The organism is Bradyrhizobium sp. CCBAU 53351 (assembly GCF_015291745.1).
GTDB lineage: Bacteria > Pseudomonadota > Alphaproteobacteria > Rhizobiales > Xanthobacteraceae > Bradyrhizobium.
This window is the reverse complement of record NZ_CP030059.1, coordinates 2,146,725-2,162,313: the sequence shown is the minus strand read 5'-3', so window position 1 is coordinate 2,162,313 and position 15,589 is coordinate 2,146,725. Positions and strand designations below refer to the sequence as shown.

The 15,589-nt window shown below is 63.8% G+C and carries 14 protein-coding genes and 1 pseudogene; 7 read left to right on the top strand and 8 right to left on the bottom strand.

Going from position 1 to position 15,589, the window contains the following annotated elements:
* Positions 1 to 13: 13 nt before the first annotated feature.
* Together XH83_RS10215 and XH83_RS10210 are read right to left on the bottom strand one after the other, a co-directional pair.
* Positions 14 to 2,218, bottom strand: coding sequence for an amylo-alpha-1,6-glucosidase (locus XH83_RS10215; RefSeq protein WP_194406871.1), 2,205 nt, complete (start codon positions 2,216 to 2,218; stop codon positions 14 to 16).
* Positions 2,219 to 2,277: 59 nt separating this feature from the next.
* Complete coding sequence (locus XH83_RS10210; RefSeq protein WP_194406870.1) at positions 2,278 to 4,041, bottom strand: ABC transporter ATP-binding protein; 1,764 nt, start codon at positions 4,039 to 4,041, stop codon at positions 2,278 to 2,280.
* Between the two features lie 273 nt (positions 4,042 to 4,314).
* Between XH83_RS10210 and XH83_RS10205 the strand changes: the two genes are divergently transcribed.
* Complete coding sequence (locus XH83_RS10205; protein ID WP_194406869.1) at positions 4,315 to 5,385, top strand: glycosyltransferase family 4 protein; 1,071 nt, start codon at positions 4,315 to 4,317, stop codon at positions 5,383 to 5,385.
* Between the two features lie 63 nt (positions 5,386 to 5,448).
* On the opposite strand, the gene XH83_RS10200 is transcribed toward XH83_RS10205, so the two are convergent.
* From XH83_RS10200 to XH83_RS10185, 5 genes and pseudogenes are all read right to left on the bottom strand, one after another.
* Entirely contained in the window at positions 5,449 to 7,377 is a 1,929-nt protein-coding gene (locus XH83_RS10200; protein ID WP_194406868.1) for an alkyl/aryl-sulfatase, read from the bottom strand.
* A 142-nt stretch (positions 7,378 to 7,519) separates the two neighbouring features.
* The gene (locus XH83_RS40365; RefSeq protein WP_371746357.1) at positions 7,520 to 8,761 is read right to left on the bottom strand and encodes a TRAP transporter large permease; all 1,242 of its coding nucleotides are present in this window, start codon (positions 8,759 to 8,761) and stop codon (positions 7,520 to 7,522) included.
* A 309-nt stretch (positions 8,762 to 9,070) separates the two neighbouring features.
* A pseudogene (locus XH83_RS40360) lies at positions 9,071 to 9,298 on the bottom strand (TRAP transporter small permease); the annotation flags it as partial.
* Positions 9,299 to 9,650: 352 nt separating this feature from the next.
* Positions 9,651 to 10,652 (bottom strand): DctP family TRAP transporter solute-binding subunit, encoded by a 1,002-nt coding sequence (locus XH83_RS10190; protein ID WP_194406866.1) that lies wholly within the window; start codon positions 10,650 to 10,652, stop codon positions 9,651 to 9,653.
* A 196-nt stretch (positions 10,653 to 10,848) separates the two neighbouring features.
* Positions 10,849 to 11,619, bottom strand: a complete 771-nt coding sequence (locus XH83_RS10185; protein ID WP_194406865.1) for a methyltransferase domain-containing protein — start codon at positions 11,617 to 11,619, stop codon at positions 10,849 to 10,851.
* Between the two features lie 138 nt (positions 11,620 to 11,757).
* On the opposite strand from XH83_RS10185, the gene XH83_RS10180 reads away from it, so the two are divergent.
* Positions 11,758 to 12,501, top strand: a complete 744-nt coding sequence (locus XH83_RS10180; RefSeq protein WP_194406864.1) for an SDR family NAD(P)-dependent oxidoreductase — start codon at positions 11,758 to 11,760, stop codon at positions 12,499 to 12,501.
* A 75-nt stretch (positions 12,502 to 12,576) separates the two neighbouring features.
* Here the strand turns inward: XH83_RS10180 and XH83_RS10175 are convergent, their stop codons facing one another.
* Entirely contained in the window at positions 12,577 to 12,888 is a 312-nt protein-coding gene (locus XH83_RS10175; RefSeq protein WP_194406863.1) for a hypothetical protein, read from the bottom strand.
* A gap of 98 nt (positions 12,889 to 12,986) precedes the next feature.
* Between XH83_RS10175 and XH83_RS10170 the strand changes: the two genes are divergently transcribed.
* The 5 genes from XH83_RS10170 to XH83_RS10150 all read left to right on the top strand — a co-directional run bounded on the left by XH83_RS10170 (position 12,987) and on the right by XH83_RS10150 (position 15,562).
* On the top strand, positions 12,987 to 13,712 hold the full coding sequence (locus XH83_RS10170) for a hypothetical protein (RefSeq protein WP_194406862.1): 726 nt from the start codon (positions 12,987 to 12,989) through the stop codon (positions 13,710 to 13,712).
* A gap of 17 nt (positions 13,713 to 13,729) precedes the next feature.
* Positions 13,730 to 14,416: an ATP-dependent Clp protease proteolytic subunit gene (locus XH83_RS10165; protein ID WP_194406861.1), complete on the top strand. Its 687-nt coding sequence runs from the start codon at positions 13,730 to 13,732 to the stop codon at positions 14,414 to 14,416.
* Positions 14,417 to 14,544: 128 nt separating this feature from the next.
* The gene (locus XH83_RS10160; protein WP_018322718.1) at positions 14,545 to 14,721 is read left to right on the top strand and encodes a hypothetical protein; all 177 of its coding nucleotides are present in this window, start codon (positions 14,545 to 14,547) and stop codon (positions 14,719 to 14,721) included.
* 120 nt (positions 14,722 to 14,841) lie between these two features.
* Complete coding sequence (locus tag XH83_RS10155; RefSeq protein ID WP_194406860.1) at positions 14,842 to 15,273, top strand: pyridoxamine 5'-phosphate oxidase family protein; 432 nt, start codon at positions 14,842 to 14,844, stop codon at positions 15,271 to 15,273.
* Between the two features lie 13 nt (positions 15,274 to 15,286).
* Entirely contained in the window at positions 15,287 to 15,562 is a 276-nt protein-coding gene (locus tag XH83_RS10150; RefSeq protein ID WP_194408220.1) for a hypothetical protein, read from the top strand.
* The last annotated feature ends 27 nt before the right edge of the window (positions 15,563 to 15,589 follow it).

Here is a 15,589-nt window from a genome sequence, read left to right as displayed (position 1 = left end):
TCCATGCGCGCCGCTAGCGCGCCAGCACGATCGAGACCTGGATCTGGCCGCGGGTGCGCAACACCTCCAGCGCCACGTCGTCGCCATGGCGGCTGACGCGAAGATCGACGCTGGACTCGCCCAGACGCAGATCGCGCAGGATCACCTCGTTGAGGAACGCCGGCAGATGCGGGTTGCGCAGGCGAATCTCGCCGCGCACCACGTCGAACTCGATGCCGAGCGCCGCTTCCAGCAGCGTGAACGGCGTCGCGCTGGCCCAGGCCTGCGGCGCGCAGGCGACCGGATAGAGCGTCGGCCCTCGCCGCTTCTCGCGCCGGAAGCCGCAGAACAATTCGGGCAAACGGCGCAGGTCCATGTAGGTCGCCGCGTCGAACAGCCCCTTGAAGACGTGCGCCACCGAGTGCTTGAGGCCGTAGCGTGCGAGCCCGAGCGCGATCAGCGCGTTGTCGTGCGGCCAGATCGACCCGTCATGGTAGGACATCGGGTTGTAGCGCGCTTCGCCCCGCGCGACGGTGCGGATGCCCCAACCCGAGAAGAAATGCGGCCGCATCAGATCGGCGGCGACGAGGCGGGCGCGGTCCTCGCGGATCATGCCGCTGAACAGCACCTGACCGGCGTTCGAGGTCCGCACCTTGCAGGGCCGCTTCTTGCCGTCGAGGGCGAGCGCATAAGTGCCGAGCTCCTCGCACCAGAATGCCTTCTCGAAGCGTTCGGCCAGCGCTCTGGCGTCGGCCTCGAGCTTGCGCGCACGGTCCGGCTTGCCGAGCCGCAAGGCGCAACGCGCGGCGAGCTGCTTGGCGGCGTAGACGTAGCCCTGGACTTCGGCGAGCGCGATATTGCCTTCCGCGAGCTGGCCGTCGGCATGGAAGATGGCATCATACGAATCCTTCCAGCCCTGGTTGGCCAGTCCTTTCTCGGTGGCGCGCTGGTATTCGACGAAGCCGTCCTTGTCAGGATCGCCGGGACCGTCGATCCAGGCCAGCCCCGCCTCGATCGCCGGCCATAGCTCGATCAAGGTCTTCTCGTCGCCGGTCCGTTCGAAATAGCTCCCGGCCAGCAGGACGAACAGCGCGGTCGAATCGACGCTGCCGTAATATTGCGCGAACGGCACCTCTCGCAGCGCCGCCATCTCTCCGCCGCGCATCTCGTGCAGGATCTTGCCGGGCGCGGCATCGGCAAGCGGATCGACCACCTTGGCCTGGAAATGCGCGAGCCGGCGCAGGACGCCCTTGGCGACGCGCGGATCGACCCACAGCATCTGCAGCGCGGTGATCAGGCCGTCGCGGCCGAACGTCGTGGAGTACCAGGGAATGCCGGCATAGGGATAACGCCCCTGCGGCGTCTCCGTCATCAGCATGTTGAGGTCGGCCATGGCCTGGCACAGCACCTCGTTGAAGATGTTGTTGGAGGTTTCGATGCTGGCGGCGCCCATCGTGGACTGGCGCATCTCGCGGCGGTGGGCGAGCAAGCCCCTGAAAAAGCGCGCGGGCTTCTCCGCGACCGGCCGGTTGCAGGATACGGCTACGAACAGCGATTTCGATTCGTGAGGGTCCAGTTCGAGCTGCCAGGTCGCCGCGTTCACCGACAGCCGCGTTGGACGCGGGTCGAAATGCAGCCCCGTGGTGCGCTCGGCGTCATCCAGACCGCGATATTCGAACAGCACGTCGGTCGGCCCGAGCAGTCTGCTCGTGCCGGTCCCGCGGCGCGGCCTGCGCTCGCCGCGGACCTCGAACAGATCGGCGAAATCGTTGTCGAACAGCAGCGTCAGTTCGAAGCTGGCCCGCCCGTCACCGTGGTTCTGCACGCCGATGCGCTGATAGGCCGTGCCGCGCCAGAGGAAGATCGTGCGCACGATGTGCAGCAGATCCTTCTGAAACGCCAGGCGGCCCTGACGGTAGATGTCCGGATTGGTCAGATCGACGGTCAGCGCCGAATTGTCGTCGCGCAGGTTCGAGCCGAGCAGCAGCGGCTGGAGATCGTCGAGCACCAGTTCCAGCCGCGCCAGGTAGCGCGTGTCGTAGTGAAACAGGCCGTCCGGTCCGCCGGCCGACGCGCCGATGTCGCCATGGCTGTCGAGCACGATGAACATGTCGTCGTGCTTGAGGGACCGCCGCGGCCGGGCCGACGGCCCGGTCATCGGAATATAGAAGGGCTGCTCCGCGACCTGTTCCGGGGTTCGCGTCACGGAGACGAGTTGGGTTACGGCTTCAGCCGACATGAACTGCTCCCCTGCGCTTGTTTTGAAACGCGACCGACTCGAGAACGCGACTGTTGGCTTTACGCGGCGGCTTGCGCGAGCCGGCTCATTTCCTGCGTGACCAGTTCACGATAGGGTCCGTGACCCTGCATGAGGCGCTCGGGCGATCCGTCTTCGATGATCTTACCATTTCTCAGCACGACCACGCGATCGAAATTGCGCAGCGTCGCCAGCCGGTGCGCGATCGCGATCACGGTGCGGCCGCGCATCAGGCGCGACAGCGCCTCACGGATGGCCTCCTCGGATTCGCTGTCGAGCGCCGCGGTGGCCTCGTCCAGCAGCAGGATCGGCGCGTCCTTCAGGAAGGCGCGCGCGATCGCGATGCGCTGGCGCTGGCCGCCGGACATCTTGACGCCGCGGTCGCCGACCATGGTGTCGAGGCCTTCGGGCAGGCTGTCGATGAAATCGCAGCGCGCCGCGATCGCCGCCCGCAGCACCTCGTCGTCGGTGGCGTTCGGCCGGCCGTAGCGGATGTTCTCGCGGATCGAGCGATGGAACAGCGAGATGTCCTGCGGCACGACGGAGATCGCCTCGCGCAGGCTCTGCTGCGTGACCTTGGAGATGTCCTGGCCGTCGATGGTGATGCTGCCCTCGTCGGTATCGTAGAAGCGCTGCAGCAGCGTGAACAGCGTCGACTTGCCGCCGCCGGACTGGCCGACCAGGCCCACCCGCTGGCCGGGCTGAAGCCGCAGGCTGAAGCGCTCGAAAATCTTGTCGCCGCCGGGATAGCCGAAAGTGACGTTGTTGTATGCAATCGCGGCGCCGCTCTTGACGAGAGGTTCCGCCTCGGGGTGGTCGCGCAATTCGTGAGGCACCAGCAGCGTAGCGATCGCCTCGGTCAGCCGCGCGACGTGCTGGGTGACATCGACCAGCGCAACCGCGAGATCGCGCGTCGCGCTCAGGATGGAGATACCGAGCGTACAAACCAACACGACGTCACCGGTGGTCGCCTCGCTCTTCTGCCAGAGCGTGATGGCCCAGGCCATCAATGCGATCGTCAGAACCACAGTCACTGCGGCATGCAGCAGCCGTAGCTTCTCGAGGTATCGCAGGCTACGGCTCCGCGCCGTCAGTTCGCGGTTCACGGTCGCGTCGAACCGCTCATGCTCATGGCCGATGCCGCAGAAGGCGCGGACCAGCGGCATGTTGCTGATGACGTCGATCATCTCGCCGTCGACCGCGGCGGCCTTGTCGGCGAAGTCGTCATGCAGCGGTTTGCCGGCGGCGGCGAGGCGGAACATCGCGAGGACCATGCCGCCGGCGATCACGCTCAGGCCGAGCGCCATGTAAGGACTGACGGTTCCAATCAAGGCGATTGCCGCAACTGTGGCAATGCACGGCGGCAGCACGTTCCAGACGAACATGTTCTCGACCGTGAACACCGCGTTCGACGTCGCCGTGATGCGGCTCGTCAGCATGCCGGGCATGCGATCGGAGAAGTAGCTCGGCGCGTGCCCGGTCAGATGACGAAATATGTCACGGCGTAAATCACCCGTGACCCGAACGAAGGTGAAGCTCGCCGTCCAACTCGCAATCCGCCACAGGAAATTGTCGGCGGCGATCAGCGACATGAGTAAAATGAATGCCAGCCATACGCCACCGTCCTGCGACGGGCCAGCAGACAAGGCGTCGACCAGGGATTTGACCCCGTATTGCGTGCCTACGGAGCAGGCAACCGCTGCAACGACCGCGGTCAGGATCACCAGATGCGACGCCATTCGCATCCGAAGATAGCGCAAGACAAAGGCAAATGGTCTGCGCGCGTATCCAGAAAGATGATCCATGTGGCTATCGCCCCGTTATGCTTGGTTTTCGTTTGTTACTGATCGACTGAACATCGACCTCTTCGCCTCGGTTCCCGGGCCGGGCGATCACGACATGCGGATGCAGACGATCTGAGAAGATGTCGTGGCAGCATCGAGACGCTCCGCGGACGTGTCGAATAAGTAACGTTCGCAGGGAGGAACTTCGCAACTGCGGGAACGTTCCCCTGTCTGGCATGCCGGTGCCGTACTGGCGGGGGTTTCAACTTTCATGATCGCAGAGGAGATGGTGAGATGCGCATCGCGCAGGTAGCTCCGTTGACGGAGGCTGTTCCACCCAAGCTGTATGGCGGCACCGAGCGGGTGGTGCATTGGTTGACGGAGGAGTTGGTAGCGCTTGGGCACGACGTGACGCTGTTCGCCAGCGGCGATTCCCAGACCTCAGCCAAGCTGGATGCGCTGTGGCCGAAGGCCCTTCGTCTCGACGGTTCCGTGCGCGATCCCAATGCGTTGCACATGGTGCTGCTGGAGCGCGTGCGGCAGAAATGTGACGACGAGGAGTTCGACTTCCTCCACTTCCATCTCGACTATTATCCCTGGTCGTTGTTCCACCGGCAGCCGACGCCGTTCCTGACCACGCTGCACGGCCGGCTCGATCTGCCGGAGCATCAGCCGGTCTTCAACACCTTCTCCAAGATGCCCGTCATCTCGATCTCCAACGCACAGCGGCGGCCGGTGCCGCAGGCGAATTGGGTGACGACGATTCATCATGGCCTTCCGGAGAACCTGCTGACACCCAAGCCGGCGAAGCAGGAATATCTCGCCGTGCTCGGCCGCATCGCGCCCGAGAAGGGCGTCGACCGCGCCATCAAGATCGCGACCCATTGCGGCATTCCGCTGAAGATTGCGGCCAAGGTCGATCGCGCCGACCAGGATTACTATGACGAGCTGATCCGGCCGATGATCGAGAACAACCCGCTGGTGGAGTTCATCGGCGAGATCAGCGATCACGAGAAGTCGGATTTCCTGAGCGGCGCACTCGGGCTTCTGCTGCCGATCGACTGGCCGGAGCCGTTTGGTCTCGTGATGATCGAAGCCATGGCCTGCGGAACGCCGGTCATCGCCTTCAACCGCGGCTCGGTGCCTGAAATCATCGACGACGGGCTGACCGGCTTCATCGTCGAGGACGTGCTCAGCGCCGCCGGTGTCGTCGGCCGCCTCGGGCAACTCGACCGCGCCGCGATCCGCAAGCAGTTCGAGACGCGCTTCACCGCGCGGCGCATGGCGCTCGACTATCTCGCGGCCTACCGTAGCCTCGCCGAAAAACAGGCGCCGCGGATCAAGCTGGTGAGCAGCGCGGAGTAGCGCTGAGGCACTTGCTACTCTCGTGTCCCGGGCGCACTGCGTTGCGTCCGGGGCACGAGCCCTCTACACCACCACCGTCCGCTTCGGCTCGACGATCTCGAACATCCTTGGAAACTCGTCCATCAGCCCCATCAGCTCGGCAAGCTTCATCGGATTGCCCGCGAGCTGGACCTTGCCGGCGGCGACGGCTTCCGGAAAGCTCGTCAGCTTGGCGATCACCTCGTCGAGCGTTGCGCGAGCCAGCGTGAAGCTGGCATCGGCCCCCTCAGCCTGCACGCCCTCGGTGTAGGTCAGCGCGCAATTCTCCAGATTCAGCACGAAGCTTTCGCCGGTATCGGAAAAGCGCCAGTTCAAGACGATGTGCTTGCCCTCCGCCTTGGGGCCGTTGAGGCGGATACCCAGGACGTCCCAGAGCTGCGAGGTGCGCAGCGCGGCCAGCGTCTCGCGTGGCATCGGCGGACGCGCCGGCACCTTCGGCATGCCCTGGCGCAATTCCTGCGCGCCGAACAGATAGGCGTTGCGCCAGGTCGCGCTTTCGGCAGCGTAGCCGAGCTGCTCCAGCGTGTCGGCAAGCAGATCGCGCGCCGCCGTGTTATCCGGTTCGGCAAAGACGAGATGGCCGAGCACCTGGGCGACGAAGCGAAACTCGCCTTTGTCGAAATCGGTACGCGCCCGCGCCAGGACCGCGTCCGCCCCGCCCATATAGTCGACATACTTCCTGCCTGACTCGACCGGCGGCAGCGGATCGAGATTGACCGGATTGGCGTCGTACCAGCCGAGATATTTCTGGTAGATCGCCTTCACATTGTGGCGGATGTGGCCGTAATAGCCGCGCCCGTGCCAGGCTCCCTCCAGGCTCTTCGGCAAGCGGATGGTCTCGGCGATCTCGGCGGCGTTGAGGCCGTGGTTCATCAGGCGGATGGTCTGGTCATGCGCGAATTTGTAGAGGTCGCGCTGCTGCCGGATCATCGTGCCGATGCGCTCGCGCCCCCATACCGGCCAATGATGCTGGCCGCACATCGCCTCCGCCTTGCCGTCCCACAATTGCAGGGCCTCACCCAGATATTTCGACCAGGCCAGCGCATCGCGCACGTCGGCGCCGCGGAACGGCAGCAGATTGTGAAAATTGTGCGTGCAGTTCTCGGCGAGGTTCAGAACCTTGTAGCGCGGGATGAAGAAATGCATCTCCGCCGGCGCCTCGCTGTTCGGCGCCATCTGGAATTCGAACGCGACGCCATCAATCACACGCGTATCGCCGGTCGCCATGATCAGGTCGGTCGGCCGCAGCAGCGCGACCGATCCTGCCGCCATCGACTTGCCGAGCCCGCAATCGACCTGTCCCCGCGCGCCCTTGGCGAGCAGCGAGCCGAACTGATACTGCGCCCGGCGCAGCATCGCCGGCCCCGCAATGATGTTCTCGGAAACGGCATGCTCCATGAACAGATTCGGCGCGATGATCGGCACGCGGCCACTCGCCAGCGCATCCTCCTCCAGCACGCCGCGCGCGCCGCCCCAATGGTCGGTGTGCGTGTGCGTGAAGATGACGGCCGCAACGGGCTTTAGGCCCCGATGCCTGAAATAGAGATCGAGCGCGGCACGGGCGCCCTCGATCGAGGTCAGGGTGTCCACGACGATGATACCGCTGTCGCCCTCGATCAGCGTCATGTTGGCGATGTCGAGCCCGCGCACCTGATAGACGCCGGGCACGACCTCGAACAGGCCGTGCTGCATGTTGAGACGCGACTGCCGCCACAGGCTCGGATTGACCGTGGGCGGCGCCTGTTCAGAGGACAGGAAGCCGTAAGGCTGGAGACTCCAGACCGTCCGCCCTTGCGGGTTCGTGATCGCTGCGTTCTCGACCGTGCCGAGGAAGCCGCGCGCGGCATCGTCGAAATCCCGCGTGTCGGAAAACGGCAGCGCGTTCAGCAGCGCGTTCTGCTGCGCGATGACGGAAGGCGTCGCGTCCTTGGGCTCGCTGCTGCGTTCTGTCATGCTGGCATCCTCCCGGCTTGTCGCGCGGCATCTAACCGCATCTGGCGGATGATTGCCATTGCCGGCGGAAGCATGCGTAGCCCGGATGAAGCGACGCACAGGCCCCCCTCCCACAAGGAGAAAGGGGGCACCGTGTGCGCAGTTACATCCCCAGCAGCCGCGGCAGCCACAGCGACAGGCCGGGCCAATACGTCACCACCACGAGGAATCCCAGCATCGTCAGCAGCCACGGCCACACCGCGACCGTGAGTTCGGTAATTCCCATCTTGGCGATGCCCGAGGCGACGTAGAGATTGAGGCCGACAGGCGGATGGCACAGGCCGACCTCCATGTTGACCGTCATCAGGATCCCGAAATGAATGGGATCGATGCCGAGCTTGATCGCGACCGGGAACAGGATCGGCGCCATGATCAGGATGATCGAGGACGGCTCCATCACGTTACCTGCCACCAGCAGCAGCAGGTTGACGAGCAGCAGGAAGCCGATCCACCCCAGGCCCTGGTCGATCATCCATTGCGCGAGCGCCTGCGGCACATTCTCGTAGGTCATCAAGAACGAGAACAGCACGGCGTTGGTGATGATGTAGAGCAGCATCGCCGACAAATTCGCCGATGACAGCAGCACCCGCGGCACGTCGCGCAGCTTCAAATCCTTGTAGATGAACACCGCGACGATGAAGGCATAGACCGCGCTGACGGCGGCGGCTTCGGTCGGCGTGAACAGGCCGCTGTAGATGCCGCCGATCACGATCACGATCAGCAGGATGCCCCAGATCGACTTGCGGAAGGCGTCGAGACGCTCGACGAAGGTGGCTTTCCGCATCCTCGGATAGTCGTTGCGCCAGGCCCGATAGAACGTCGTGGCGCCAAGCAGCGAAGCGAGCACAAACCCCGGCACGATGCCGGCGATGAACAGCTTGCCCACCGAGCTGTTGGTGGAGACGGCGTAGAGCACCATCGGGATCGACGGCGGAATGAGGATTCCGAGCGAGCCCGACGTCGTGATCACGCCCGCGCCGAACCGCTTCGGGAAGCCTTGCGCGACCATCGCCGGCAGGATCACCGAGCCGATCGCCACCACGGTCGCCGGCGAGGAGCCGGAGATCGCCGCGAACAGTGCGCAGGCCACCACGCCCGACAAAGCGAGACCGCCGTACCAATGGCCGACCAGCGAGGTGGCGAAGGTGATCATCCGCCGCGCCACGCCGCCATGGGTCAGGAAGTTGCCGGCGAGGATGAAGAACGGGATCGCCATGATCTCGAAATTCTCGATGCCCGTGAACAGCTTCAGTGCCACCGATTCCGTTCGCACATCGGTCAGCGTGAACATGAAGCTGAGCACGGTGAGACCCAGCGCGATCGAGATCGGCATGCCCGTGAGCATCAGGGAGAGCAGCAGCGCGAACACGATGGCGACGCGCAGGCCCTGCGGCAAGGTGATGAGATGGCCCGCATGCGCGAAGCAGATCGCGACGATCAGCACCGGCAGCAGCATCAGGATCCAGCCGAGCGGGCTGCGCTCGTCCCGGACCACTTGGGTGGGCGTGACCGGCGCCGGATGCACCGGGTCCACCTCGACGCCTTCGACGCCCGCCATGTCGTGATGCGGCAGCTCGCCGGTGTGGTAGAACGACCAGGCGACCTGCAGGAAGCGGAAGCACATCAGGCCGGAGCCGAGCGGGATGGTGAGATACACCATCCACATCGGCGCCTCCAGATCGTTGGACTGCTGTCCGGTCTGCCACATCTGGCCGACGAACGCGGCGCCGAAATAGGCGACGATGGCGGTGAAGAGCGCGCCGCACAACAGCCCGAAGGTGATGACGCGGCGGCGCGATCCGCCCGGAAGGATGTTGACGAGCACGTCGACGCCGACATGGATGCCGGTCCGCACGCCGTAAGCGGCGCCGAACTTCGCCATCCAGATGAACATGTAGATGCAGAGCTCCTGCGCCCAGGACAGATCGAGCGCGGCCAGCCACACGAACGCCGCGCGCGCCGGGACGGACAGGAAAGCCAGGTTGCGGGCTTCCGCCCATTTGGCGATGTCGATCGACAGCCCGGCGCCGTAACGATGCAGCACGGCGACGAAGATCAGCGACGTCGCAGCCGCGATCATCGTCGCGATCAGCCATTCCTCGAGATGATCGAGAAAACGATTCAGCACACGCAGCAACTTGATCCCCCCAGCATCGGCTCATCGTTCAAGAGCGAAACGGCCGGGAGTGCGATCACCCCCGACCGTTGGTGTTGTTCTTATTGGGCCGCGGCCGTCAGTTCATCTTGACGTCGAGTTCCTTGGCAACGAGATCGAGCACCTCCTGCCCGACCCTGCCCTTGGCCCATTTATAGGTCGGCTGCATCGCCTCCTGCCAGGCCTTGCGATCGGCGTCGGTGAGATAGTGCAGATTGGTCTTGCCCGTCTTTTTGATCTCGGCCAGCGCGTCCTCGTTCTCCTGGCGCGCGATCGAGTTGGTGTAGTCGGACGCTTCCGCCATTGCCTTGTCGAGCTGGGTGCGGATATCGGGCGGCAGGCCCGACCAGAACTTCGAATTGACGATGACGGCGTATTGCAGATGGGCGTGATAGGACACGGTGATGTCCTTCTGCACCTCGTAGAACTTCTGCGTCAGATAGTTGGACGCGGTGTTCTCGCAGCCGTCGACCACCCCGGTCTGCAGGGCCTGGTAGACTTCCGAGAACGCCATGATCTGCGGGATCGAGCCCATGATACGAAGATATTGGTCGGCGATCTTCGATCCGGAGATGCGGAATTTAAGACCCTGGAAATCCGTCGGCTTCAGCAAGGGACGATTGGAGGAGAGCATGTGGAAGCCGTTGTCCCAATAGGCAAGCCCGGTGATGCCCTTGGCCTCGAGCTTCTGGAACAGCCACTTGCCGAGCGTGCCCTTCATCGCGTTGGAATAGGTCTGGTCGTCCTTGAACAGCCACGGCAGGTCGAGTGCTTCGAACTCCTTGACGCCCAGCGGCGCGAATTTCGCGGTGGAGGGCGCGAGCATCTGCACCGAGCCGAGCTGCAGCGCCTCGATCTCCTCCTTGTCCTTGTAGAGCGTGGAGTTCGGATAGACTTCGACCTTGACCTTGCCGTCGGTGTATTTCTCGGCGAGCTCCTTGAATTTCAGCGCGCCCTTCCCCTTCGGGGTGTCGTTGGCGACGACGTGACTGAACTTGATGACGATCGGATTTTGGGCCTGCGCAACGGCAGGGGCCAGAACCAACGCGGCCGCAGCGACCGCGAGAAGCAGTTTGCGCATGAAGACCTCCCCAACAACCTCGAAGACCGGGTTCTTTTTGTTTTACAGGTCAGTAGTGGCAGCAATCCGCCAGCCGAACAACTAGACCTAAGCCCAATTTGCCGCAGCCAAGCTAGCTTGACGGGTGCGGTCGGCGCAACCCGGCACGCGCGCCCGGCCTTCCGAACGAGCGCTTATGTCGCATTGCGGCAATGCATCAGCCCTTGCGCTGGGCCACCATGAAGAGACGGCGGAACGGGAACAGGGTCTGCCCAGCCGCATTCTTCGGATAGGCCTTTGCAACGCGCATCCCATAGGCGGCCTCGAACGCGATCTTCTCATCGTCCGCCAGCACGTCGAGATAGCGCGTCAACCAGGTCCCCTTGGTCCATTCCTTGACGGGATTCTCGCCTTCGAGCACTTGCAGATATTCGGTCTCCCAGATGTCGATGTTATCGGACATCGGCGCCAGAAGATCGTGATAGAAGGCCGGCCCCTCGACCGGCGGCGGGGTGACGAGATGCTCGACCTTGGACCGCCACGGACCATCAAGCGCCGTCTCGCCGATCAGCACGTGCGAGGGCGCCAGGAAGTTGCGCGGCATCTGCACCGCAAGCATGCCGCCAGGCTTCACCTTCTCCATCACCGACGGAAACAATGCCGCGTGATTGGGCAGCCAGTGCAGTGCGGCATTGGAATAGATCAAGTCGTATTGCCTGGCGGGACGCCAATGGCCGAGGTCCTCATGCGACCATTCCACGTCGGGTGCGGCCTTGCGGCCCGCGGCGACCATTTCGGCCGAGCCCTCGACCCCCGTCACCGCCGCGGCCGGCCAGCGCTCCTTGATGAGCTTTGTGACATTGCCGGCGCCCGCGCCGAGATCGGCAATCTCGCGCGGGCCGAAATCCGGAATCCGCATCAGGAGGTCGACCGCGGGCCGGAGCCGGTGGCCGGAGAATTTCAGATATTGCTGCGGATCCCAGACCATCGCTCAGGTGCCTTTTCTTTTTCGTGTTTCCTTCAACGTCGCTCTTGGTTACCACTGCTCGTCCCGCGGAGGCAATTCAAGGCCCGCGGGACGGGCAGGAAACGGACGGCGCAAAAACCAACAAGAGAGCGTGTGACCATGGACCTCGGGCTCAAATCGAAAACCGCTGTTGTCACCGGCGCGAGCATCGGCATCGGCCGTGCCATCGCCAAGGGCCTCGCCGCCGAAGGCGTGCGCGTCGTCGGTGTGGCGCGGCGCACCGATCTGCTCGCCGAGCTGGTGCAGGAGGTCGGCGGCGGGCTGATCACGCCGTTCGAGCAGGACGTCATGGCCAAGGACGCGGCGGAGAAGATCGCGGCCTTCGCGTTGAAGGAGCTCGGCCATGTCGACATCCTCATCAACAATGCCGGTGGCAGCCGGCCGCTGCCGGTCGACGCACCCGACAGCAAATGGGACGAGGCGATCGCGCTGAACTTCACCAGCTACCGCCGCATCGCGCATGCGCTGCTGCCGCAGATGATCGAACGCAAATGGGGCCGCATCGTCAACATCACCGGCAAGTCCGAGCCGGAGGGCCTCAACGCCGCGTTCGCCGCCAAGGCCGCGGTGCACGCCTGGGCCAAGGGCCTGTCCCGCGAGATCGGCGAGCACGGCATCACCATCAACTGCATTCCGCCCGGCCGCATCATGAGCGAGCAGATCCGCCGCAACTATGCGCCGGATTATCGCGAGCGTTTTGCGGAGGAAGAGATCCCGGTCGGCTATTGGGGCGAGCCGGAAGACCTCGCCGCGCTCGCGGTGTTCCTGGCTTCACCCGTGGCGCGGTACATCACGGGCACGGTGATACCGGTGGACGGGGGACTGCGGCGGTATCAGTTCTAGGGCGGGATGCGGAATCGCCACGCCGGCACGGAGATCGTGGGGTGAGTTAGGGCGCGCCGACAGACTGTGCCGTCCTCATTGACGCTGTGCCGGCCTCTTCAACCACCATCGGCGGATCATCAGGCACTGCATGGCGCAAATCGTCACGCCGGTGACAGCGACCATGCCGTAGACGGTCAAGAGCGAAACGAAATTGAACGGATCGCTCTCAAATGTGACGAGCTGCCACCTCCTGAGGTGATCCGTGCCGCGAAACAAGCCGAGCAGCGCGCCTGTCGTGCACCAGCGCCACAGCTCGGAAAGCCCGATCCACGCCATGAACAGGCAGGCTCCCCAACCGGTGATGTAGGCACCGATCGATTTCATGATGGTCAGCCATCCCGCCATGACGCGGTATCTGCCATGATCTCGGCAGGAACGGCCACCGCGAAGTCAAAACAAGGCTACCGGAAGTTGAATGCCGTGAGTCTGGACGACGCCTGTAGATGGCGGAGCGCCGTGAACCCGACGACGGCTTTCGACACGGAGCATCTCGGGTTTCGCAGGTGCTCAGCCGTCCTTCGAGCCGCATCCAGAAAATTCGCGGATCCAAATTAAACGAATCTTTTGCTTTTCATCCTCAGGTAGCAGCCGAACCTGCCCTGTTCGGAGCGAGCGAAATGGCATTCGGCAAGCGTCAGTCCGGAGTTGGTGCCGCAGCTCAAACGTTCGACGTCGGCCTGCCCGCCGCGCCCGCAGCCAGCCAGGCCACTTCCGGGACTCCGGTGGCGACAGGCAGCCCGCTCCGCTGGCTGGTTGCGCTGCTGGCTTGCGGCGCCATGCTCTACGGGCTGATCGCAAGCTACGGCGCGGGCATTCTGCGCGACCATCGCCTTTCCGGCACCTGGCAACCTGCCTATGACCTGCGTGCCACCGAAGGGACGTGCGAGCGAACGAACTTCGTGATCACCTTCTGCAGCACCAAGATCATTTCAGTCGCAAGGCCCGACCAGCCGGCCGTGATCCACAAGTTCATGATGCTCTTCAGCAGCGGCGGCGGAGAAACCCTGGTGCCGGCGCGTTCGACGACCGACCGCGCGGCGATCACGGTTCTCTATGCCGCGGAAACAAAGCTCTGGAACCGGACGGTCTCGTTTGTTTCCGTGGCGGGCCTGGTGGCGTTGTTCACCTTCGGCTCGCTGCTCCTGTTCTGGCGATCGCTCAATTCGTGAACCTGGGCGAGTAGAGCATGTCACGGCTCGTAACCGTCCTCGGTGCCGGCGGCATCTTGCTGCTGTGGGGCATCTGTCAAATGCCGTCTGGTTCCAGGGAGGCAGCGTCACGCCAGACGCTGTCCATCAGCAAAGAGCCGGACCGCATCCTGCTCGGCTGGAGCGGCCCCGTCCAGGAGCCCATGAGCGAGCGGGTGGGCGCCGCCCTTGATCAATTCAAGTCCGATCAACGCCGGCTCGTGCTGGTCCTCAACTCGCCCGGCGGCTCGATCGAGCACGGCCGCAAGGTCGTCGCCGCGATCCGCGCCCGCAACCGTGCGATGGACACGTTCGTGCAGAAGGCCGGCGTCTGTGCCTCCATGTGCGTTCCGATCTTTCTCGCGGGCACAAGGCGCGTGGCCGATCCCGACGCCTACTTCATGTTTCACGAGGCCAGCCTGACCGGCAGCGCCAGGGACATGATGAAGCGACAGGAATTAGGCGAGGCCAACAGGGCCGTGGTCGCGGAGGTCGTGAAGACCGTCGAGACGCAAGCCACCGACGACCTGTTCCACAAGGACATGGGCATTCGCCGCGTCAACACGGCCTGGCTCGCGGGACTGCGCAAGAAGATTCCCGGCCGCGATATCTGGATGAGCGCTCAACAACTCGTCGACGAGGGCTCCGGCGTCGTCGACAGCCTGAGCGTCACACCGTCCCAATAGAGGCGGTGCTGGCTGACCCATTTCGGAATCGCGGCATGTCGGAAGGGTTCCTCGCGAATCCGCGCGGCTCTATGCCGGAACGGTCGATCCGCCAACGCGTTAGCTCTCATATATAGAAGGAGAACATCATGAGCGTTGAAGGCAAGATCAAGGAAGGCGCCGGTTACATCAAGGAAGAGATGAACGAGCACGGCAAGGATCCCGAGAGCCAGCGCAAGGCCCAGGAGGGGCGCGATCTTCGCAACGAGGGCCGCATGGAAGACGGCAAGCCGCCGAAGACCACCAAGCCCGGCACCGGCCACTGAGCCGATCTGATTCAACACCGCCTCCGGTCAAAGCCGGGGGCGGTTTTTGTTTGAGCGATACGAGAGCGAGGAACGTGAGGTTCATCCCGCCGTTGCTCAAGCCTCATTGGAGGAAAGTTCATGCCCAAGACGTCGCTTGCCGAAATCGCGAAGGACATGGCCGGGATCGACATCGCCATTCTTTCGACCCACACCGAGATCGGCGAGATCGCCAACCGTCCAATGAGCAACAACGGCGATGTCGCCTATGACGGCACGTCCTACTACTTTGCTTATGAGCAAACGCGGACCGTGTCGGACATCCAGCGCAATCCGAAAGTCGCGCTCGGGTTTTCGTCGGAAGCGGGCCTGTTTTCGAACGGGATCTACGTCGCCGTCGAAGGGACCGCCGAGCTGATCCGCGACAAGGCGGCTTTCCAACAGCATTGGATTAGCGATCTCGACGATTGGTTCGACGACGGCATCGATACGCCAGGCCTCGTCCTGATCAAGGTCAAAGCCAACCGCATCACTTATTGGAAGGGCGGTGAAGAGGGTGAGGTTAAGCTCTGACCTGCGCGGGAACGTGCGGCGATTTCTTGAGTGGTTCTTCAGAAGCCGTGAAACTGGTGCCATCACCATCGCGCAGTGGCCGAATCTCGTCCTCTGGATCGTGATCGTTGCGGGAGTTCTGCTTTGGATCTGGCCTGCCGCAGGCAAATCCAGCGTCGCTTTGACGATCGTCATGAAAGCCGGACTGATCATCTGGGGCGCCGACGAGATCTTTCGCGGCGTGAATCCGTGGCGACGCTGTCTCGGCGCCGCCGTCGTCGTCTATGTGGTCACGACCGTTCTGCCGTGAAGCCATGGACATGACCGGCGGGGGGGG